17 protein-coding genes are annotated in these 21,296 nt (G+C 68.0%); 6 read left to right on the forward strand and 11 right to left on the reverse strand.

Going from position 1 to position 21,296, the window contains the following annotated elements:
• Nucleotides 1-22 precede the first annotated feature (22 nt).
• From KY497_RS15925 to KY497_RS15935, 3 genes are all read right to left on the reverse strand, one after another.
• Nucleotides 23-4,642, reverse strand: a complete 4,620-nt coding sequence (locus KY497_RS15925) for an ExeM/NucH family extracellular endonuclease (RefSeq protein ID WP_219869494.1) — start codon at nucleotides 4,640-4,642, stop codon at nucleotides 23-25.
• A 233-nt stretch (nucleotides 4,643-4,875) separates the two neighbouring features.
• Nucleotides 4,876-5,640 (reverse strand): SURF1 family protein, encoded by a 765-nt coding sequence (locus tag KY497_RS15930; RefSeq protein ID WP_218682402.1) that lies wholly within the window; start codon nucleotides 5,638-5,640, stop codon nucleotides 4,876-4,878.
• Nucleotides 5,641-5,698: 58 nt separating this feature from the next.
• The gene (locus KY497_RS15935) at nucleotides 5,699-6,814 is read right to left on the reverse strand and encodes a GuaB3 family IMP dehydrogenase-related protein (protein WP_219870367.1); all 1,116 of its coding nucleotides are present in this window, start codon (nucleotides 6,812-6,814) and stop codon (nucleotides 5,699-5,701) included.
• A 73-nt stretch (nucleotides 6,815-6,887) separates the two neighbouring features.
• Between KY497_RS15935 and KY497_RS15940 the strand changes: the two genes are divergently transcribed.
• Nucleotides 6,888-7,973 carry an FAD-dependent oxidoreductase gene (locus KY497_RS15940; protein WP_219869495.1) on the forward strand — a complete coding sequence of 362 codons (1,086 nt, stop codon included), beginning with the start codon at nucleotides 6,888-6,890 and terminating at the stop codon, nucleotides 7,971-7,973.
• A 13-nt stretch (nucleotides 7,974-7,986) separates the two neighbouring features.
• On the opposite strand, the gene KY497_RS15945 is transcribed toward KY497_RS15940, so the two are convergent.
• The 4 genes from KY497_RS15945 to KY497_RS15965 all read right to left on the reverse strand — a co-directional run bounded on the left by KY497_RS15945 (nucleotide 7,987) and on the right by KY497_RS15965 (nucleotide 11,668).
• Nucleotides 7,987-9,675: an ABC-F family ATP-binding cassette domain-containing protein gene (locus KY497_RS15945; RefSeq protein ID WP_219869496.1), complete on the reverse strand. Its 1,689-nt coding sequence runs from the start codon at nucleotides 9,673-9,675 to the stop codon at nucleotides 7,987-7,989.
• Between the two features lie 78 nt (nucleotides 9,676-9,753).
• The gene (locus tag KY497_RS15955; RefSeq protein WP_306300809.1) at nucleotides 9,754-10,164 is read right to left on the reverse strand and encodes a hypothetical protein; all 411 of its coding nucleotides are present in this window, start codon (nucleotides 10,162-10,164) and stop codon (nucleotides 9,754-9,756) included.
• Nucleotides 10,164-11,207, reverse strand: a complete 1,044-nt coding sequence (locus tag KY497_RS15960) for a response regulator (protein WP_219869497.1) — start codon at nucleotides 11,205-11,207, stop codon at nucleotides 10,164-10,166. The genes KY497_RS15955 and KY497_RS15960 overlap by 1 nt, the downstream gene beginning before the upstream one ends.
• 146 nt (nucleotides 11,208-11,353) lie before the next feature.
• Nucleotides 11,354-11,668: a DUF2277 domain-containing protein gene (locus KY497_RS15965; protein WP_055870406.1), complete on the reverse strand. Its 315-nt coding sequence runs from the start codon at nucleotides 11,666-11,668 to the stop codon at nucleotides 11,354-11,356.
• 170 nt (nucleotides 11,669-11,838) lie between these two features.
• Here KY497_RS15965 and KY497_RS15970 point away from each other — a divergent pair, with 170 nt between their 5' ends.
• Entirely contained in the window at nucleotides 11,839-12,282 is a 444-nt protein-coding gene (locus KY497_RS15970) for a DUF4190 domain-containing protein (RefSeq protein ID WP_219869498.1), read from the forward strand.
• Between the two features lie 72 nt (nucleotides 12,283-12,354).
• Here KY497_RS15970 and guaB read toward each other — a convergent pair whose 3' ends face one another.
• Complete coding sequence (gene guaB, locus KY497_RS15975; RefSeq protein WP_219869499.1) at nucleotides 12,355-13,857, reverse strand: IMP dehydrogenase; 1,503 nt, start codon at nucleotides 13,855-13,857, stop codon at nucleotides 12,355-12,357.
• Between the two features lie 318 nt (nucleotides 13,858-14,175).
• Here guaB and KY497_RS15980 point away from each other — a divergent pair, with 318 nt between their 5' ends.
• The 4 genes from KY497_RS15980 to KY497_RS15995 all read left to right on the forward strand — a co-directional run bounded on the left by KY497_RS15980 (nucleotide 14,176) and on the right by KY497_RS15995 (nucleotide 18,248).
• Complete coding sequence (locus KY497_RS15980) at nucleotides 14,176-15,459, forward strand: branched-chain amino acid ABC transporter permease (RefSeq protein ID WP_375140935.1); 1,284 nt, start codon at nucleotides 14,176-14,178, stop codon at nucleotides 15,457-15,459.
• Nucleotides 15,460-15,464: 5 nt separating this feature from the next.
• On the forward strand, nucleotides 15,465-16,442 hold the full coding sequence (locus KY497_RS15985) for a branched-chain amino acid ABC transporter permease (protein ID WP_055870398.1): 978 nt from the start codon (nucleotides 15,465-15,467) through the stop codon (nucleotides 16,440-16,442).
• Nucleotides 16,443-16,509: 67 nt separating this feature from the next.
• Complete coding sequence (locus tag KY497_RS15990) at nucleotides 16,510-17,478, forward strand: ABC transporter ATP-binding protein (protein ID WP_055871190.1); 969 nt, start codon at nucleotides 16,510-16,512, stop codon at nucleotides 17,476-17,478.
• Nucleotides 17,475-18,248, forward strand: coding sequence for an ABC transporter ATP-binding protein (locus KY497_RS15995; RefSeq protein WP_055870395.1), 774 nt, complete (start codon nucleotides 17,475-17,477; stop codon nucleotides 18,246-18,248). Before KY497_RS15990 ends, KY497_RS15995 begins: the two co-directional genes overlap by 4 nt.
• A 68-nt stretch (nucleotides 18,249-18,316) precedes the next feature.
• Here KY497_RS15995 and KY497_RS16000 read toward each other — a convergent pair whose 3' ends face one another.
• The 3 genes from KY497_RS16000 to groES form a co-directional block, all read right to left on the reverse strand.
• Nucleotides 18,317-19,573 (reverse strand): ABC transporter substrate-binding protein, encoded by a 1,257-nt coding sequence (locus tag KY497_RS16000; protein ID WP_055870392.1) that lies wholly within the window; start codon nucleotides 19,571-19,573, stop codon nucleotides 18,317-18,319.
• 161 nt (nucleotides 19,574-19,734) lie between these two features.
• Nucleotides 19,735-20,664: an EamA family transporter RarD gene (rarD, locus tag KY497_RS16005; protein WP_219869500.1), complete on the reverse strand. Its 930-nt coding sequence runs from the start codon at nucleotides 20,662-20,664 to the stop codon at nucleotides 19,735-19,737.
• A 181-nt stretch (nucleotides 20,665-20,845) separates the two neighbouring features.
• Nucleotides 20,846-21,142, reverse strand: coding sequence for a co-chaperone GroES (gene groES, locus KY497_RS16010; RefSeq protein WP_017203655.1), 297 nt, complete (start codon nucleotides 21,140-21,142; stop codon nucleotides 20,846-20,848).
• Nucleotides 21,143-21,296: the final 154 nt, after the last annotated feature.

The raw sequence follows: 21,296 nt of genomic DNA on the forward strand, positions 1-21,296 counted from the left end.
GATCAGTTCCGCTCTTCCCGGATCAGAACCACCGGGTCAGCAGTTCCCAGAGCCAGTCGAGGATCGCACCGATGATGCCTCCGGCGCGGTTGACGGTGACGGTGGCTGTGGCCGCGTCTCCGTCGGCCTGCGACGCCGCGACGGTGTACTTGCCCGACGGGGCGCTCTTGGGAACGGTGACCGAGGTGCTGAACGTGCCGTCTGCGCGCACCTGGACCGTGCCGACCTGCACCGGCTTGCCCTTCTTCGGACGCAGCTCGATGCTCACGGTCTCGCCGGGCGCGTAGCCCTCCCCGGTGACCTTGAGGTTCTTGCCCGCGGTCACCTTGGACGAGCCGAGCGCGATCGTTCCCGCGAACTCCTCTTCGCCGGCGATCGTGAACGGCACCTGCACCGTGGTTCCGGTACCGGCGACGGCGACGGTGAGCACCTGCTCACCGAACACGCCGGACGGCACCGTGAAGGTCAGGCTGGCGCGCCCGCCCTCGTCGGTGGTGTCGACCACCGACGGGTCGATCGCACCGGCCGCGAGCTGCGTGCCGCCGAGCGACAGCGACACCTCACCCGGGGCCGGCTCACCGGCGCTGAACGCCAGCGAGGAGAGCGACACGGTGACCTGGTCGCCGGCGCTGTAGCCGTCGGCGTCCGCGGGGGTGACCGCCACGCCGACCGCGCGCTGGGCGTAGTCGGGGCTCGCTGTCTTGTTCGCGTCGAACCAGTCGACCATGGACTGCAGATCGATCTTGCCGGTGTCGCGCTTGCCCGTGCCCTGCTTGAAGGTGAAGAAGTTGTCTCCACCGGCCGCGAGGAACGAGTTGGCAGCGACGGTGTAGTTCGCCGCCGGGTCGAGCGGTGTGCCGTTGAGCGTGATCGAGGTGATCCGTGACCCCTGTGCCGCGGCGGGGTCGTAGGTGTAGACCAGCCCCTCCGAGACGCCGAGCTTCAGGAACGGGCGAGCCGAACCCGCCGGCTGCCACTGCTCCTCGAGCACGCCCTTCAGCTGCGCACCCGTGAGCGTCAGCGTCACCAGCGTGTTCGCGAACGGCTGGACCGTCGCCGCCTCGCGGTACGTGACGTTGCCATCGGGATCGGATGCTCCGGCCGAAGCGTACGTGAGGTTCGCCCGGATACCACCCGGGTTCATGATCGCCACATCGGCACCCGTGGACCACTTCTGCACGTCGGCGACGAAGTTGCCGATGGTGGACTCGCCACCGCGGTTCTCGGATCCGTTCGTCTGACGCGCGCGGTTGAAGTCGGCGGTGATGTCTCCGACCTTGATCGCGCCCAGCACATCGGCCTCGGCCTTCGCCTTGGCGACGATGTCGGCCACCTCGGGGACGGCCGGATACAGCGGCTTGCCCGCAGCGGTGAGGGGCTTGATCTCGTTGGTGATCGAGATCAAGTCCTTCGTCTTCGGGTCGACCTTGATGTTCATCAGGCCCAGGTTCTCGCCGTACTGCCCCGCGGAGACGACCGGACGGCCGTCGATCACGTGGTTGTAGGCGAGGTGGGTGTGCGCCGACACGATGGCATCCACGTCGTCATCGACGCCGTAGACGATCTCGCCCAGGGGCGAGTCCGGCGTGATGCTGGACAGCTCGACGCTGGAAGCGCCCTCGTGGACGAGCAGGATGACGACATCCGCCTCGCCGTTGGACTCGTCGCCGTCGCGCAGATCGTCGGCCACCGCGTTCACGGAGTCGACGATGCTGCGGACCTCGAGGTCCTTGATGCCCTCGGGCGAGACGAGCGAGTCGAGGTCTTCGGTGACCGCACCGACGAATCCGACCCTGACCCCGTCGAGCTCCTTCACCCAGGCCGGTGCGAGCGCGGGCTCGCCGGTCTCGGTGACGAACACGTTCGAGGAGATGTACTCCCAGTCCGCGCGCTCCTGCACGCGGTCGCGAAGGTCTTCCCAGCCCTGGTCGAACTCGTGGTTGCCCGCCGCACTGACGTCGAGGCCGGCCGCGTTGAGCGCGTCGATCGTGGGGTTGTCGTCGTTGATGAAGGAGGTGAACGTGGATGCACCGATCAGATCGCCGGCTCCGGCGAAGATCGTGTTCGGGTTCGCCTCGCGGAACTGCTTGACCGCACCGGCGAGGACCGCAGCACCCGCGGCAGCGCCGTCGGCCTCGATCCGACCGTGGAAGTCGTTGACCGTGACGACGTCGATGCTCACGGGCGGGATCTCCGAGGAGACGCCCACGATGATCGGGTCGTGGTCGCTGGAGCGGTAGGGCGTTCCCTGCTCGGTGGCACCGAACGCGTAGCCGCGGTCGCTCCACTCCGGCGAGTTGATGCCCCACACGCCCGCGCCCGTGATCGACGAGGCGAGCGACGGCGACGCGATCACGTGGTCGAGCGAGCCGAGCTCGCCGTCGAACGTGTACGTGTACTGACCGGAGGCCTTGTCGGCGACGAGGTCGCTCCACCCGTTGGAGGTGAAGACGTCGATCGGGTCTTCCTTGCCGTAGGCGTTGAAGTCGCCGATCAGCAGCATGTCGCCGCTACCGGTCGTCTGCTCGAGCTCAGCGGTGAAGGTGAGGATCGCGTTCGCCTGCTTCACGCGGTCGGCGTTGAAGAAGCCCTGGCCGTCGGCCGGCTCCGCCCCCGCGCCCTCGGGCGGCGACTTCGACTTCAGGTGGTTCGCGACGACGGTGACGACGCGGCCGTCGATGTCGAACGCCTGGGCGATCGGCTCGCGGGCGTTGCCCCACACCGTCTCGTCGGTGACGGTGGCGCTGTCGCCGACACGCTTGACCGCGTCCTTCTTGTAGATGATCGCGTTGGTGATGAAGTCGGTGGTCGCCGCGTCGTTCAACGCGGAGGGCGTGGGCACGTAACCCCACACGTCGCTGCCGGCGTCGGCGTTGAGCCCGGCGACCAAGTCTTTGAGGGCCGTGTCGATGGGCTTGCCCAGCTTGACCGAATTCTCGATCTCCATGAGCGAGACGATGTCGGCGTCGAGTCCGTTGATCGCCGCGACGATCTTGGACTTCTGGATCGCGAACTGCGCCACGTTCGCCGCGCCCCGAGCGCTCGAGTTCTCGCTCTTCAGCGTCGTGAAGTAGTTGTAGACGTTGAAGGACGCCACCTGGACGTCGCCGCCCACGGACGGTGCGCTGTCGGTGCGGGGGTTCGTCGCCTCGAAGCCGACCTTGAGGTCGGCCGACGAGGAGTCGTCGATCGGCACGACCGGCTGCAGGCGCCAGTCGTTGAAGCCCCACTGCAGCACGTAGCCGTTGTCGCCGAAGTCGACGGTGTCGCCGTTTCGGACCACCGTGTCCTTGGTGAAGTAGGGCTGCTCACCGGGGTGGCCGTTGTTCGTGACCTGGATGGACCAGCCGTCATCGAGCAGGATGCGGTTGGCGCGGTTCGCTGCCGCGATCGCTGCGGCCGCGTCGCCCGGACGCGTGGTCTCGGTGCTCTTAACGGCGAGTGCGTCGCCGGCGTTCAGCCAGAGCGTGCCGAAGTTGAACAGCTGATGGCTGGAGGCGAGACGGTAGGTCCCCTCCGGCGCCACGTACATGTTCTCGTACTGCTCACGGTCGGCGCCCTGCGCCGCGGCGGGCAGCGGGGTGACGGCGGGAACGCCGACGCCAGCGGTCACGACGGAGACATCACCGGCCGCGGCCGGGTTGATCTGCGTCTGCCCGAAGTACTCGCTCACAGCGCCGGTCACCGAGACGAGGTCGCCGATCGCGAGAGTGGGGTTGAAGGCGTTCAGGAAGACGAACACGCCGTCCGAGGCGCCGGGAGTCGCATCCGTCGCGCCGCCGGAGCCCTGCGTCTGGATGACGATGCCCTTGTAGCCGCCGGTGCGGTAGTCGGCGGTGACGACGCCCTCGACCTGCACGGTCTGCCCGCTCAGCGGGGAGACGTCGGTCGCGCCCTGGACCTCGGCGATGGTGGCCTCGGTCGGGTCGGTGCCCGGGCCGGTTCCCGGGTCGGTGTCGCCGGAGTTCTGCGGGGTGATCGTGGCGGAGAGCGTGAAGTCCGCGCTGTTCACGTCGGTGTCGACGCCGCCCGTGCGGTTGAGCGACTTGACGTCGGTGTTGCCTGCCGGCGCGGTGGCGGCGGTGCCCTCGAAGGTGTTGGAGGTGCCGTATCCGATCAGGTCGACGACGCCGTCGACGCCCACGACGGAGCCGGGGGTGAGGCTCACAGCCGCAGTGCCCTCGACGAGCGCGAGCGTGCCGTTGGTGCCGCTCGGGGTCAGGGCGCTGACGGCATCCGGCGCGGGCAGCTCGGCGCCGTTCGCACCGTTGCTGTTGCCCTGCACCAGGTAGTAGCCGCCGGCCGGGATCACACCGGTGAGCGGAGCCACACCGTTGAAGGCGGCCGAGCCGGTGGCCGATCGATACTGCAGCGACATCCCGTCCAGGGTGATCGGGGCAGAGGTGGGGTTGTACAGCTCGACGAACTTGTTCTTGAACGCCGCCCCGGCGCTGCCGCCGGAGAGATACGCCTCGTTGATCACCACCCCCGTGCCCGTGGTGTCGGCTGTGGCGGGAACCGCGGCCAGCGAGCCGAGGCTCAGCGCGGCGACGCAGGTCACGGCGAGAGCGCCGATGCGCCCCCGACTTCTACGGTGCGAGACGGGAACCGCGCGGTTCTCGTCATCTGGAGCGGACATCATCGGTGCTGTCTCCTCGATCGGGTTCGACACTTCTCAGGACTGTCACGGCACACAGGGGAAACTCCCAGCATGCTCACATGGTGCGAGCATACGGAGCGGTCCCGACATCCTCAACGGAGTTTTCCGATTCGTCATCGAGCGATCACCGGATGGCCCGCGCGACCCCTGACGAAGGTCGCTAACGACCTGCCGCGCCGCACAATTGCGCACCTCGGGGCGCGCGAATGCGCGAGTTATCCGGCGGTGGCTCTGGCTTCGGTCTCGTCTTCGAACTCCTCGACCTCGCGTTCCCAAGCGTCTTTCGCGAGGCGGTACCAGAGGTAGAAGGCGAAGCCGGCGAAGATCGCCCACTCGACCGCATAGAACACGTTGAGCCAGTTGACCGGCGACATCTCATCGGGAGCCGGCGACGAGATGTCGACCAGCCCGGCGGTGGCGGTCGTGGAGGCGAGGTACGGACGATAGACGTCGAGACCTTCGGCATCGTGCCAGCGGCTGAGGAGAGCGGCGGGAGACATCCGGTCGAGCTGCTGCGGATCGGAATGCGGCGGCACCCGCGGACCCTCGTCCGAGATGATGCGTCCGGTGATGTCGACCTCGGAGCCGTCGGCGCCGGCCTCGAGATCCTTCACGGCCGCATCCGCGGTCTCACGGTCCGGCGCCCAGCCGATCGCGACGGCGATGGACACGCGCTCGTCGACCCGGAGCTGACCGGTGACCCAGTACCCCTGGACGTCGTCGTTGAACCGACTCGACACGACGATGAAGTCGCCGGGGACCCAGGCCCCCGTGGTCTCGACGCGCTGGCCCACCAGCGGCTCGGGGAGATACTGGCCGGGCTCGAGGACTTCCGAGAGCTGCTGCACCTCTTCGGTGGCACCGGGCGCGGGCGGGTCGGTCTCGATCGCGCGCTCCAGCTGCCACTGACCGAGCCAGGCGAAGACTCCGGCCACGAGCAGGCAGAGCAGGAGCATCGCGATCCAACGTCCCCGGAGCATGACCTCGCGGAGCGTCGGGGGGAACAGGGCAGGAGTGGTCACGGTGAAGCGCAGGACCTCAGGCCTCGTACGGTGCGAGCACGACCTCGACCCGCTGGAACTCCTTGAGGTCGGAGTACCCGGTGGTCGCCATCGACTTGCGCAGCGCACCGATGAGGTTCGCGGTGCCGTCTGCGACGGGCGCAGGACCGTAGAGGATCTCCTCGAGCGTGCCGATGCCTCCGACCTCGACACGGTGGCCGCGCGGCAGCTTGGGGTGATGGGCCTCGGGGCCCCAGTGGAACCCGCGGCCGGGCGCGTCGGTGGCGCGAGCGAGCGCGACGCCGAGCATGACCGCATCGGCGCCCATCGCGAGAGCCTTGACGATGTCGCCGGACGTGCCGACGCCGCCGTCGGCGATCACGTGCACGTAGCGTCCACCGGATTCGTCGAGGTAGTCGCGACGCGCGGCGGCGACGTCGGAGACCGCGGTCGCCATCGGCGCGTGGATGCCGAGGGTCGCGCGGGTGGTCGATGCCGCTCCCCCGCCGAAGCCGACGAGCACGCCGGCGGCTCCCGTGCGCATCAGGTGCAGGGCAGCGGTGTAGGTCGCCGCACCGCCCACGATGACGGGGACGTCGAGGTCGTAGATGAACTTCTTGAGGTTGAGGGGCTCTGCCACGCTCGACACGTGCTCGGCCGACACCGTGGTGCCGCGGATCACGAACAGGTCGACGCCGACGGCTGCGACGGTGTCGTAGAACTCCTGGGTGCGCTGGGGGGTCAGGGACCCGGCGACGGTAACGCCGGCCTCGCGGATCTCGGCGAGGCGACGGGTGATGAGCTCGGGCCTGATCGGCTCGGAGTACAGCTCCTGCATGCGGACGGTGGCCGTCGCCGCGTCGAGGCCGGCGATCTCCGCCAGCAGCGGCTCGGGGTTCTCGTAGCGCGTCCACAGACCCTCGAGGTCGAGCACGCCCAGACCGCCGAGCTGACCGAGCATGATCGCCGTCTGCGGGCTCACCACCGAGTCCATCGGTGCTCCGAGCACCGGGATCCCGAAGCCGAAGGCGTCGATCGTCCAGGCGGTGGACACATCCTCCGGGTTGCGCGTGCGCCGGGAAGGCACCACCGCGATGTCATCGAACGTGTACGCGCGACGTGCACGCTTTCCTCGGCCGAGCTCGATCTCCATGGTCACCCCTCCAGCCTACCCGGCGGCCGCCGTCGCCCGTGCTGGGAGACTGGATCCGAGACCGGGAGGCAGCATGAGGACCGACGACGTGGACATCGTGGTCGTGGGCGCGGGCGTCATGGGCCTGGCCACGGCCTGGGAGCTGGCGCGCCGAGGCCTTCGACCCGTGGTGCTGGAGCGATTCGCCCGCGGACACCACGAAGGCGCATCGCACGGCACGACCCGCAACTTCAACAACGCCTACGGCGAGGAGCACTACCTCGACCTGCTCGTGCGCGCCCGTGCCGGCTGGGATGCGCTCGGAGACGTCGACGGCGAGCCGCTTCTGCGGCTGCACGGACTCGTCACGCACGGCCGTCTCGACATGGCCGCCGTCCAGGAGGGACTCGATGCCCGCGGCATCCCGAACACGGTCCTCTCCCCCGTCGAGGCGGGCACCCGGTGGCCGGGCATGCGCTTCGACGGCGACGTGCTGTGGTCCTCGGATGGCGGGGTCGTACGAGCGGCCGAGACGCTGCGGGAGTTGGAGCGGCGCATCGTCGCCGACGGCGGCGAGGTGCGCTGGAGCACTCCGGTCGCGCACATCGCCGAGACGGCGGACGGTGCGCAGGTCAGCCTCACCGACGCCACCCGGCTGCGCGCGCAGACCCTCGTCGTGACGGCCGGCGCGTGGACGCGCACGCTCCTCCCGCGCCTCGACCTGCCGGCTCTCACCGTCACCGAAGAGACGCCGGCACACTTCCGGCCGCTGACGGAGGCCCCGTGGCCGTCGTTCAACCACTACGTCGACCCGGAGGCGTACCCCGCGGCCGTGTACGGCATGCCGACACCCGGCGAAGGGGTCAAGGTGGGGTTCCACGGTGTCGGCGACGCCGTCGACCCGGATGCCCGGCCGCACCTGCCGACGCACCAGCGCGCGCTCTCCGACTACGTGCGGGAGTGGATGCCCGGCCTCGACCCGGCATCCGCGGTGCCGATCAGCTGCACCTACACCTCGACCGACGACGGGACCTTCGTGCTCGACCGGAAAGGCCGGATCGTCGTCGGAGCCGGATTCTCCGGCCACGGCTTCAAGTTCGCACCGGGCGTCGGTGCAGTGCTCGCCGACCTCGCCACCGACTCCGACGCGCGCGCCGCTGAGCCCTTCCGGCTGCCCTGAGCGCCCGGAGGCGTCACCGCGTGCGCGTCACCCGCTTCTCGTCCCACACCGGCTCATCCGACTCGTAGACCTCGCCGTCTCCTCCGAACACCAGGAACCGGTCGAAGGACCGCGCGAACCAGCGGTCGTGCGTGACCGCGAGCACCGTGCCCGCAAAGCGCGCGAGTGCCTGTTCGAGCGCCTCGGCCGATTCCAGGTCGAGGTTGTCGGTCGGCTCGTCCAACAGCAGCAGCGTCGCACCGGAGAGCTCGAGCAGGAGCACCTGGAAACGCGCCTGCTGTCCTCCCGAGAGCGAGTCGAACGTCTGCTGGGCCTGCCGCACGAGTCCGTAGCGGTCCAGAGCCGAGCTCGCGGCGTCGCGCGGCATCCCGGCACGACGATCGTCTCCGCGATGCAGGATCTCCAGCAGCGTGCGCCCGACGAACTCCGGATGCGCGTGCGTCTGCGCGAACAGTCCAGGAACGACCCGCGCTCCGAGGGTGGCGGTGCCGGTGTGCGCCACCGGGCCGAGCTGCTCGCCCGTCGAGGTGACATGGCCGAGCGTCGAGTCGGGGTCGCTGCCGCCGCGGGCGAGCAGCCGCAGGAAGTGCGACTTGCCCGATCCGTTCGATCCGAGCACGGCCACCCGATCGCCGTACCAGACCTCGGTGTCGAACGGACGCATGAGCCCGGTCAGTTCCAGGCGCTGCGCGACCACGGCCCGCTTGCCCGTGCGGGCGCCGCGCAACCGCATGTCGAATTCCTGGGAGGGCGGGCGCTCCTCGGGCGGGCCGACCTCCTCGAACTTGCGCAGGCGGGTCTGGGCGGCCTGGTAGCGAGAGGCGAAGCCGTCGTTCGCCGAGGCCTTCACCTTGAGGTTCGCGACCAGGGTGCGCAGCTTCTCGTGCTGCTCGTCCCAGCGCCGGCGCAGCTCGTCCAGCCGGTCCATCCGGTCGGTCCTCGCCTGCTGGTACGTGCCGAATCCGCCGCCGTGCACCCAGGCCGTGGCGCCGGCGCCTCCGGGCTCGAGCGTGATAAGCCGATCGGCGGCGCGTGCGAGCAGCTCCCGGTCGTGCGAAACCAGCAACACGGTCTTCGAGGTCTGCCGCAACTGCTCCTCCAGCCACCTCTTGGTGGGCACGTCGAGGTAGTTGTCCGGCTCGTCGAGAAGCAGCACCTCATCCGGGCCGCGCAGCAGGGCCTCGAGCGCGAGCCGCTTCTGCTCTCCGCCGGAGAGGGTGGTGAGCTCGCGATACCTGGCGCGCTCGTACGGCACACCGAGGGCTGCGATCGTGCACTGGTCCCAGACGGTCTCGTGCTCGTAGCCGCCCGCATCCGCGTACTCGGCGATCGCCGACGCGTAGGCCATCTGCGTGTCGTGCTCGTCGCGTTCGATCAGCGCGTTCTCGGCGGACTCGAGCGCCTCGGCCGCCCCGCGGATGCGCGCAGGGGCGACGCGCACCAGAAGCTGGTGCACCGTCTCCCCGGCCTCGCCGTGGCCGACGAACTGGTCCATGACACCGAGCCCGCCGTCGATCGTGACGACGCCGTCATCGGCGGCCTGGTCACCGCGGATGATCCGCAGCATGGTGGTCTTCCCTGCGCCGTTCGGGCCGATCAGCGCGCTCGTCGAGCCGGCGCCGACACGGAAGCTCGCCTCATCGAGAAGCGGTCTGCCGTCAGGGAGCGTCAAGGAGACGCTGGATACATCGATAGAGCCCACGGTGCGTGGCCGTCCTTCCGCCCGCGCATGCCGAGCCGACCAGGCTATCAGGCGGAGCCGCGATGCTCCGAACTCCGCTCAGGCGAGAACGCTCGAGGTCGGAACGGGCGCGGCGAACAGGTCGAGCACCGGGCAGTGCGCATCGACGACGGCGCGCAGGTTCTCGTACTGTTCCGCCGAGGGCGCTGCCAGGACGGCGGGGGCCAGCTCGTCGCGCCGACCCGCGAGGGCGATGAGTTCGACGTCGACGGTCGAGATCACCAGGTCGAGGTCGTCTTCCGCGACCATCCGGGCGATCGCCGGCACGAAGTCGTCATCCCTCCCCGGCGGCACCAGCCGACGCTGCGCCGGAGGCACGAGGTAGATGCCGCTCGCCCAGCCGTCCATGTCGGCGGCGAACACGGTCAGATCCGATCGACGAAGCAGCGACCGGATGACGGCGACACCCGCCGGTCCGCCCGCACCCGTCACCAGCACCCGCTTGGTCATCAGCTCTCCCGTCGCGTGAGTTCGTGGGCGCCGATGAACTCGGCTGTCTCGCGCACCACTTCCAGGGGTTCGACGGCGGTGCCCCCGCCGAACCTCGACCAGTACCGCGCCGTCGCGGTGACGAACTCGGGTTCCAGGTAGTCACGACTCGCGGTCTGGGCGCCGAAGCGTTCGAGCAGCCGGAGCTTGTCGTCGAGGAAGTTATCGATGCGAACGAATCGCGTGGGGCGGAAGTCGATCGTCGATGACGGGCTCTGGTAGCACGCCACCGTTCCCACGCGCCGCGTGGCCACGATGGTCGCCTCGCTCACGGCGCGGTGATCCTGATGGCGGTCGTGGCTCGAGTGGGTGTAGACGATCGTCGGCTGGATCTCCTGCACGACCTCTTCGATGATCCGGACGGTGGAGCCGCCTCCCGAGATCTCGGTGTCGACGAGATCCTTCAGGAAGAGACGGGCGCCCAGCATGTCGGCAGACGCCAGGGACTCGTTCTGCCGACTGTCGGCATCTCCCCCTCGCGCTCCGCGGGAGAGAGTGAGGATCGTGATCTCGTCCTGAGCCCTGGCATGCGCGGCGAGGAGTCCTCCGACGCCGATCTCGACATCATCGGGGTGCGCTCCGATCGCGAGCACCCGCTCGGGCTTGCGGGCCTCTTCTCGACGACGACGGCCCTCCTCGACGGGACGCATGACCGCTTCGACGAGCTTGCCGTTGTCGAGCGGCTTGGTCAGGAACTCATCGGCCTGCGCCCGCAATGCGGAGACCGCGTATTCGACGGAGACATGGGCGGTCATCACCACGACGGGAACCGAGGGCACCGTGCGCCGCAGCTCGGCCAGCAGCTCGAGACCGCTGAGCCCCGGCATCTCGATGTCGGTCACGACGACGTCTGGGCGCATGGCGGCGACGCGCTCCACTGCCGACAGGCCGTCTCCGGCGACATCGACGATGCACCCGGCGCGCCGCTCGAGCACGGTCTTCACGAGCAGGGCGACGTCCGGATCGTCATCGACGACGAGTACGCGAGGAGAATCCTCAGACATTTTCTACAGCTCTCCTTGGGGAGGTTCCCTGACCGATGGGGATCGGTGACGCGATCTCGGCGCCTTCAACACCGGGACCGCAGGGAAAGTCGAGCGGGGTATGTCGATTCTGGCATACGGTGTCGCCGCCGCCGACGGCGCTTCCCCTACCCTCCCGCGCGGGCGGCACGCTTCTCCTGTTGGAAGACCCGGATCGCCTCGTAGCGCTCCGCGGATCTCGCCCGCCGCTTCGCTGCTTCGTCTTCGCGGTTCTTCGGTGGCGCGGTGGTCACGAGTTCGCTCAGAAGACGGCTCACGACCTGGGCGATCTCGCCGACCGCGCTGTCGAAGGCGGTCTGGTTGGCTCGGGACGGCGCCGTGGTCCCGGCGATCTTGCGCACGAACTGCAGGGCGGCGTCGTGGCATTCCTCATCGGTCGCTGCGGGCTCGAGATTGTTCAACGGGACGATGTTCCGACACATACCCGCACGCTACGCCCGCTCGCAGGTCGACGGAAGGGCAGGAACCGGAGCCCGCCCCGGCCCACGGCCCGCGCATCGTGGGGGGATGGTGCGAGCGGAGGGCCCTCGCTACGCTCGGGGCTACCGGAACCGCCGGCGCGTGACCTCTCACCCCGTCGACAGGACAGAACATGACGAATCCCCCGTTCCCCGAACCGCCTGCACCGGATTCCTCGAACCCGGTGACCCCGCCACCGACCGCGCCCCCGGCCCCTCCGGCCGCACCTCCGACTGGGCCTCCGACGTGGGACGCCGGGCCGGGCGCCGCGCCCGCGTATCCGCAGCCCGAGCCGAGCCCGCCGGGGCGCGTGCTGTCGATCGTCGGACTCGTCCTGGCGTTCGTGGCGGCCCCGATCGGCCTCATCCTGAGCATCGTCGCCGCCGTGAAGCTCGGCAAAGCCGGACAGCCGAAGGGTCTCGCGATCGCCGGCATCGTCGTCGGCGCGGTCCTGACGATCGTCGAGATCATCGGGATCATCCTCTTCATCGCCTTCTTCGCCGCCATCTTCGGCATGTGTGCCGAACTCGGCACAGGCGTCTGGGAGGTCAACGGGGTCACCTATACCTGCGGCTGACCCGTGCGCGACGCAGCACGCACGAGGGACCGGATGCGTTTCGCATCCGGTCCCTCGTGCGTCGGCTGACGACTACTTCTTGTAGTTCGGGGCCTCGACCACGATCTGCACGTCGTGCGGGTGCGATTCCTTGAGACCCGCCGAGGTGATGCGCACGAACTTGCCGCGCGTCTTGAGCTCTTCGATCGTCCGCGCGCCGACGTAGAACATCGACTGGCGCAGTCCGCCGACCAGCTGATAGGCGACGGCGGAGAGCGGTCCTCGGTAGGGCACCTGCCCCTCGATGCCCTCCGGGATCAGCTTGTCGTCGCTGGGGACGTCGGCCTGGAAGTAGCGGTCCTTCGAGTACGAGGTCTGCTTGCCGCGGGTCTGCATCGCGCCCAGCGAACCCATGCCCCGGTACTGCTTGAACTGCTTGCCGGACTGGAACACGATCTCGCCGGGAGACTCGTCGGTTCCGGCCAGGAGCGAGCCGAGCATCACGGCGTCGGCACCGGCGACCAGCGCCTTGGCGATGTCGCCCGAATACTGCAGGCCGCCGTCGGCGATCACGGGGACGCCGACGGGGCGAGCGGCGAGCGACGCTTCGTAGACTGCCGTGACCTGGGGCACTCCCACACCCGCGACGACGCGCGTGGTGCAGATCGACCCGGGGCCCACTCCGACCTTGACGGCGTCGACGCCGGCGTCGATCAGGGCCTGGGCGCCTTCGCGGGTCGCGACGTTGCCGCCGATGATGTCGATGTGGGCGAAGGACTCGTCGGCCTTCAACCGGCGAACGAGATCGATGACGCCCTGCGACTGCCCGTTGGCGGTGTCGACCACGAGAACGTCGACACCGGCGTCGCGCAGCGCCTCGGCACGCTCCCAGGCATCACCGAAGAAGCCGATGGCAGCGCCGACGCGCAGACGGCCCTGGTCATCCTTGGTGGCGAGCGGGTACTTCTCGCTCTTGTCGAAGTCCTTGATGGTGATGAGGCCGGCGAGCTTGCCGTCGCCGTCGATGAGCGGCAGCTTCTCGACGCGGTGCTTCGCGAACAGGGCGATGACCTCGCCCGCGGCCACGCCGACCGGAGCCGTGACCAGGTTCTCCCTGGTCATGACGTCCTTGACGAAGGTGGTCTGACGCTCGAAGCCCGAGACGAACCGCATGTCGCGGTTCGTGATGATGCCGACGAGCTTGCCCTCGTCGTCGACGACGGGAAGCCCCGAGATGCGGTACTTCGCGCAGAGGTTGTCGACCTCTTCGACCGTCGCGTCCTGCGTCGTCGTGATGGGGTCGGTGATCATGCCGGACTCGCTGCGCTTGACGCGGTCGACGTGCGCGGCCTGGTCGGCGATGGAGAGGTTGCGGTGCAGGATTCCGATGCCGCCCTCGCGCGCCATCGCGATCGCCATGCGCGACTCGGTGACCGTGTCCATCGCGCTGGAGAGCAGCGGGGTGGCGACCGAGATGCGGCGCGTGATCCGCGACGAGGTGTCGGCCTCGCTCGGGATCACATCGGTGTGCCCGGGGAGCAGCAGCACGTCATCGTACGTCAGCCCGACGAAGCCGAAGGGATCGTGCTGTTCCATGGATTCTCCTTCTGCGCGAGTCGCGCATGTCCGAGTGCGAGGGGGTGGTCGACGTCGGCCGGTGCGGGGCCGCGGCCCGTATGAAGATTCTAAGCGAGACACGTCCGAGAACATTCCCAGAGCCCCGCCGTTATCGGACTGTTGACACGGACCGTAGGTGAATCGCCGATCGCGCATTACGCTCAAGTGCGTCGTCCATCCCTGCGGTCGAACCCGACATCGCAGAGACACAGCACTCAAAGTGGAGGTTGCGTGGGACCCACAACAATCGCCGTGCAGCGAAAGCGCCCCTGGGTGGTCGCGCTGCTCGCTGTCCTCATGGCGCTCAGCGCGTTCGTGTTCATGCCCCCCTCATCGGCCTCGGCCGAGACGACAGACGACGGGCAGGAGGTCACGGACTTCTACCTGGCCGGCGTCCTCACCTTCGATGACGAACCCGTCGAAGGCGTCGTCATGGCGATCGAAGGCAACGGTTTCAAGGGCGAGACCGAGACCGACGCCGAAGGCAAGTGGCGCCTGTACGTGCCCGAGAAAGAGAAGTACACGCTGACGGTCGACGAGTCGACCCTCCCCGACGGTGTGATCGTCGATGCGAGCCTGCTGCCACCGGGCACGCAGCCGATCGCGGGAACGACCGCCTCCTTCGAGGTCGAGTTCGGTCTCACGGGGACCAAGATCATGAATCTGTTCCTCGGCGAGGGGCAGCGGATCACCGTCTCGTTCATCGACCAGCTGCTCTCGCGACTGGTCGGCGGCCTGAACTTCGGTCTGCTGCTGGCGCTGGCCTCGATGGGTGCCGCTCTCATCTACGGCACCACGCGGCTGTCGAACTTCGCGCACGCCGAGATGGTGACCTGGGGCGGCCTCGTCGCCCTCGTCACGACCACGTTCTGGCACCTCCCATTGTGGCTCGGCGTCGCCGCGGCCGTCATCGGCGGCGGCCTGTTCGGCTGGGCGTTGGATGCCGGCATCTGGCGTCCCCTGCGACGACGCGGTCTCGGCGTCGTGCAGCTGATGATCGTCAGCATCGGACTCTCGCTGGCACTGCGCTACGCCTTCCAGTTCATGATCGGCGGCGGCACCTACCAGCTCCCCGGCGCCAGCCCCACGCCGATCCAGTTCGGGCCGATCTCGCTGTCCTACATCGACATGATCGCGATGGGGGTGAGCATCGTGGTGATCCTGGCCGTGGCCTTCTTCCTGACGCGCACCCGCATCGGCAAGGCGACCCGCGCGATCTCCGACAACCCGCAGCTCGCCGCCGCCTCCGGGATCGATGTGGACAAGGTCATCCGCTACGTCTGGATCCTCTCCGGCACCTTGGCGGCCATCTCCGGCATCCTCTGGGCCTACTTCCGCCCCGGCGTGAAGTGGGACATGGGCATGCAGATGCTGCTGCTGATCTTCGCGGCGATCACGCTCGGCGGCCTCGGCACCGCGTTCGGTGCTCTGGTGGGCTCCCTCATCGTCGGGATGGCGGTCGAGGTCTCCACCCTGTGGATCCCGTCCGACCTGAAGTATGCGAGCGCCCTCGTGGTGCTCATCGTCATCCTCCTCGTGAGACCGCAGGGGCTGCTCGGACGCAGGGAAAGGTTGGGCTGATCGCCATGGACTTCGGAAGCATCTTCTCGAACACGGCCGTCTACCTGTTCAGCCCTGTCACCATCGCCTACGCCCTCGCGGCGACCGGCCTGGCCGTGCACTTCGGATACGCGGGACTGCTCAACTTCGGTATGGCCGCCTTCATGGCCATCGGCGGCTACGGCTACGCCATCTCGGTGCTGAGCTTCGGTCTGCCCTGGTGGATCGGCATGCTCATCGGTCTGCTCGGCGGCGCGCTCTTCGCCGTCCTGCTCGGCATCCCGACACTGCGACTTCGCGCCGACTATCTGGCGATCGCGACGATCGCCGCCGGTGAGATCGTGCGACTGCTGTTCACGACGCAGCTGTTCGACGAATGGACCAACAGCGCCGACGGCCTGGCCCAGTACAACGGCGGGTTCCGCGACGCGAACCCCATTCCCCCCGGGACCTACGGGTTCGGACCCTGGATGTACAGCGCCAACGACCTCTGGAACCGGGTCTTCGGCGTGATCGTGCTCGCCGCGGCCATCCTCTTGGTGTGGGCGCTGATGCGCAGCCCCTGGGGTCGCGTCCTCAAGGGCATCCGTGAAGACGAGGACGCCGTGCGCTCGCTCGGCAAGAACGTCTTCGCCTACAAGATGCAGGCGCTCGTCGTGGGTGGCGTGATCGGTGCCGCGGGCGGGATCATCTTCGTCCTCCCCTCCGCGGTCGTCCCCGGCAGCTACTCGACGTCGCTGACGTTCTTCTTGTGGACCATCCTCCTTCTGGGCGGGGCGGCCACGGTGTTCGGACCGACGCTGGGCGCCGTGCTGTTCTGGGTGGTGTTCGCCTTCATGGCCAACCTCCTGCCCTCCCTGGCGAAAGCAGGCCTGCTGCCGATGTCCGACAGCCAGGCATCGACGCTCGTTTTCGTCTTCGTCGGCATCGCTCTGATGCTGCTCGTGATCTTCCGCCCGCAGGGCATCCTCGGAGACAAGAGGGAGATGACCTTTGTCAAATGAACTGACCCCGGAACAGGTCCCCGGCTCTGCCGAGGGCACGGCGAACGCCGCGCCCGCCACAGGGAGCATCCGACGCCCGAAGACGACCGGTCTGACCAAGGGCGAGGTGAAGCCGGGGGTCGCCAAGGTCGATCCGATCCTCGTCGTCGATGCGGTCCAGCGTCGCTTCGGTGGCCTGACCGCCGTCGACGTCGACCACCTCGAAGTGCCGCGAGGAGCGATCACCGCACTGATCGGCCCGAACGGAGCAGGCAAGACCACGCTGTTCAACCTGCTCTGCGGATTCGACAAGCCCAACAGCGGCACCTGGTCCTTCGACGGAACGAGCCTCTCGGGAGTCCCGTCGTTCAAGGTGGCAAGGATGGGACAGGTCCGCACGTTCCAGCTGACCAAATCGCTCTCGCTCCTCACGGTCCTCGAGAACATGAAGCTCGGAGCTCCGCATCAGCGCGGGGAGGGTTTCTGGTCGAGTCTGTTCCCCTTCCTCTGGCGAGCGCAGGACACCGAGATCGAAGGCAAGGCACGCGAGCTGCTCACGCGCTTCAAGCTCGATGCCAAGGAGAAGGACTTCGCGGCGTCGCTCTCTGGTGGCCAGCGCAAGCTCCTCGAGATGGCCAGGGCGCTGATGAGCGACCCGACGCTGGTGATGCTCGACGAGCCCATGGCCGGCGTCAACCCCGCTCTCACGCAGTCGCTCCTCGACCACATCCTCGATCTGAAGGAGCAGGGGATGACGGTGCTCTTCGTCGAGCACGACATGCACATGGTCCGCCACATCGCGGACTGGGTGATCGTCATGGCCGAGGGCCGCGTCGTCGCGGAGGGACCTCCCGACGAGGTCATGGAGAACCCCGCGGTCGTGGATGCGTACCTCGGTGCGCACCAGGATCTCGACCTGGGCGCGGTCACCGGACGCATCCCGGTGCTCGAGGATGCCGCCGCGATCCGACTCCGCGAGAAGATCGAAGCAGAGGCGGAGGCCGAGCTCGAAGCGAGCGATCCCGCCTCCGGCACAGAGGGGAAGGGCACCGCATGAGCGCGGAATCGCCGACGAACGCACCGCAGAGCGCGCCTCAGGACGACGTCGTGGTCGAGTTGACCGACGTCCACGCCGGCTATCTCCCCGGGGTGAACATCCTCAACGGCGCGAACCTCGTCGCCCGCCAGGGCGAGCTGATCGGGATCATCGGCCCGAACGGCGCCGGCAAGTCGACCCTGCTGAAGGCGATCTTCGGGCTGGTGAACGTGCGCAGCGGCGACATCACGGTCAAGGGCGAGAGCATCGTCGGCCTGAAGGCCGACAAGCTGGTCCGACGCGGGGTCGCTTTCGTGCCGCAGACGAACAACGTCTTCCCGTCGCTGTCGATCGAGGAGAACCTGCAGATGGGGCTCTACCAGAACCCCAAGATCTACACGGAACGGCTCGAGTTCGTCACCGGCATCTTCGCCGAGCTGGGCAAGCGCCTCAAGCAGCGCGCCGGATCCCTCTCCGGCGGCGAGCGGCAGATGGTCGCCATGTCGCGCGCGCTCATGATGGATCCGTCGGTGCTGCTGCTCGACGAGCCGTCGGCCGGGCTCTCCCCCGTGCGGCAGGACGACGCGTTCATCCGGGTGTCCGACATCAACAAGGCCGGCGTCACGACGATCATGGTCGAGCAGAACGCCCGACGCTGCCTCCAGATCTGCGACCGCGGGTACGTGCTCGATCAGGGCAAGGACGCCCACGAGGGCACCGGCCGTGATCTGCTCAATGACCCGAAGGTGATCGGTCTCTACCTCGGAACGCTCGGCACCGACGCAGCCTGAGCCACAGACTCGACCCCACGACAAAGGCCCCGGATCGGATCCGGGGCCTTCGTCATGTGATCGTGTGATCAGTTGGTGCGGGTGATCATGTTGTCGGCACCGTACTTGTAGATGCCGATCGAGGCACCCTGGGGGTCGCCGGCCTCATCGAACGTGATGTCGCCGGAGTAGCCGTCGTAGTCGGCCACGCCGCCGTCGTTGATGATCTTGGCGCACTCGGCGAAGCTGGTGCACTTCTTGCCGTCGCCCGAACCGCCCGAGACCTCCTGCATCTTGGCTGCGATATCCGCGCCCTCGGTGGAGCCGGCCGCGAGCGAGGCCAGAGCCACGAGGATGACGGCGTCGTACGCCTCTGCCGCGTAGGTGAAGTCCTTGACCTCGGGGTTGCCTTCGCCGGTCCAGTAGTCCTGGAGACGGGTGGTGAAGTCATCCGCGAGAGCAGGACCGGCCTTGGTTCCCTGCGCGCCCTCGAGCGAGACCGGGATCTCCGAGCCGTAGTCGGACAGGTTGCCGTCGACCATGTAGAACTTGTCGGCCGAGATGCCGGCGTTCACCAGCAGCGGCGCGATGGTCTTGAACTGGTCGAACGACACGATCGCGACCGCGTCGGGGTTCTGGGCCTTGATCGACTCGACCTGAGCGTCGAACTGCGCGTCGCCGACGTTGAACGAGACCGACTCGACGACCTCGCCGCCGGTGCCCTCGAACGTCGTCGTGATGGCGTCGTTCAGGCCGGTGCCGTAGGCGTCGTTCTGGTAGATGATGCCGAGGCTCTTGGCGCCGTCCTCGGCGATCAGGTTGCCCAGCACCTCGCCCTGCAGCAGGTCACTGGGTGCGGTGCGGAAGTACAGGCCGCTGTCGTCCCACGTGGTGAAGTCGGGAGACGTGTTCGACGCCGAGATCTGAAGGATCCCCGCGCTCACGTTCCCGTCGAGGATGAGCTTGGAGACGCCCGACGCGGCGGCTCCGACGATGGCGGAGACGCCGGCGCCCTGCAGCTTGGTGATCGAGGTCTCGTAGGCCTTGGTGTCGGTGTCGCCCTCGTCCTCGGCCGTCAGGTCGATCGTGACACCGGCAGCGGCCTCGTTGACCTCCTGGACCGCGAGTCCGACGCCGGATTCCATGGGCGGGCCCAGGAATGCCAGCGACCCCGTCTGCGGAAGCAGCGATCCGAGCTTGAGCGTCAGATCGGCTGCGGGCTTGTCGCTGCCGCCGCTCTCCGAGCTCGGAGTGCTGCTGCAGCCGGCGATGACGATGGCGGATGCACTGATCAGTGCGATCCCGGCGAAGACCTTCGCTGTGCGCGAGCCCTTCAATGCGTTCATGATGCTCCCTTGCGTAACTGAACGTGGATTGTGACTGAACGTGGATTCTGGCCACAATCGGGTGCTCTAACACTAGGCCGTGAGTCCTGCGCGCAGGGGTCGCAAGTATCTCGGTGCGTTAACGATCCGACACTGGGTTCCCCGACGGATGAGCCTCGGGATCAGGCCGCTTCGACACGCGGAATCCTGCGCCCCCGACGTGCGGCGAGCAGCAGGTCGACGACGAACACCCCGATCGCGATCCACACGATGATGAAGCCCGCCCAGCGCTCCGGAGGCATCGGCTCGTGCAGGACGACGACGCCGATGAGGAACTGCATCACGGGGGTGATGAACTGGATCATTCCGATCACGGTGAGGTGGATGCGTCGGGTTCCTGCGGCGAAGAGCAGCAGGGGCACCGCTGTGGCGACGCCGGCGAACGCCAGCAGCAGCGTGTGCGGCCACCCGTTCGCCCCCATCGTGATCCCCGTCGTCTGGGCGACGACGATCAGCTGCACCACGGCGATCGGGATGAGCCAGAAGGACTCCAGCGTCAGACCGCTGACCGCATCGACGGCGGGACCGATCTTCTTCTTGATGAGCCCGTAGACCCCGAAGGACGCCGTCAACGACAGGGCGATCCAGGGGAAATCGCCGTAGGCAACGACGATCACGACGACCGCGATCGCCGCGATCGCGATGGCGGCCCACTGCAACCTGCGGATGCGCTCCTTCAGCACGAAGACGCCCAGCAGCACGGTCGTGATCGGATTGATGAAGTAGCCCAGGCTCGTCTCGACGACGTTCTCGCTGAGGGTTCCGATCAGGAACACCTGCCAGTTGACGTAGATCAGAAGACCGGCCAGGGCCGTCCAGGCCAGCAGCTTCGGCTGTCGGAGGATGACGCCGAATGCCGCCCAGCCGCGCGTGAACGTGAGCAGCAGGAGGCAGAACACGAACGACAGCAGCACGCGCCAGGCCACGACCTCCCACGGCCCCGTCGGAACGAGGAGCAGGAAGTAGAGCGGAAGCACTCCCCAGAGGAGGTACGCGGCACCGGCATAGGCCACTCCGGCGGTCTGCGTGGCACGAGTCGTCTCTGGGGGCACCGCACAACCCTACGCCCGCGGCGGCGTCGCGCCCTCGGCCGCCCGGCCGCTGCCGCAGAGTTCGGCAGGAAACCGATGCCCGGTGGCGGACGCAGAAGGGGCCCGGATGCGAAGCGCATCCGGGCCCCTTCGAGGACCTTGACCCTGCCCCTCACGAGGGGCGGGAATCAGATTCCGCAGATCAGCGGACGACGACCGCCAGGACGTCGCGAGCCGACAGGACGAGGAACTCGTCTGCGCCGAACTTCACCTCGGTGCCGCCGTACTTGCTGTAGAGCACACGGTCGCCGACGGCGACGTCGAGCGGAACACGGTTGCCGTTGTCGTCGATGCGGCCGGGGCCGACCGCCACGACCTCGCCCTCCTGGGGCTTCTCCTTGGCGGTGTCGGGGATGACCAGGCCACTCGCGGTGGTCTGCTCGGCCTCGACCTGCTTGATGACGATGCGGTCCTCGAGCGGCTTGATGGAAACCGACACGGTCTACCTCTTCTTTCTTGACGCTGACACGAAAGACTTGTTCGCACTCTCAACCCGAGAGTGCTAATCCAGTCTAGGCGCTCGGCTGGCACTCACGCAATGCGAGTGCCAGCGTGCGCGGCGGGCAGTCCCCCCGCACGGGCAATTAGGCTGA

Origin of the sequence: Microbacterium sp. PAMC22086, assembly GCF_019443525.1 — a bacterium.
Taxonomy (GTDB): Bacteria; Actinomycetota; Actinomycetes; order Actinomycetales; family Microbacteriaceae; genus Microbacterium; species Microbacterium maritypicum.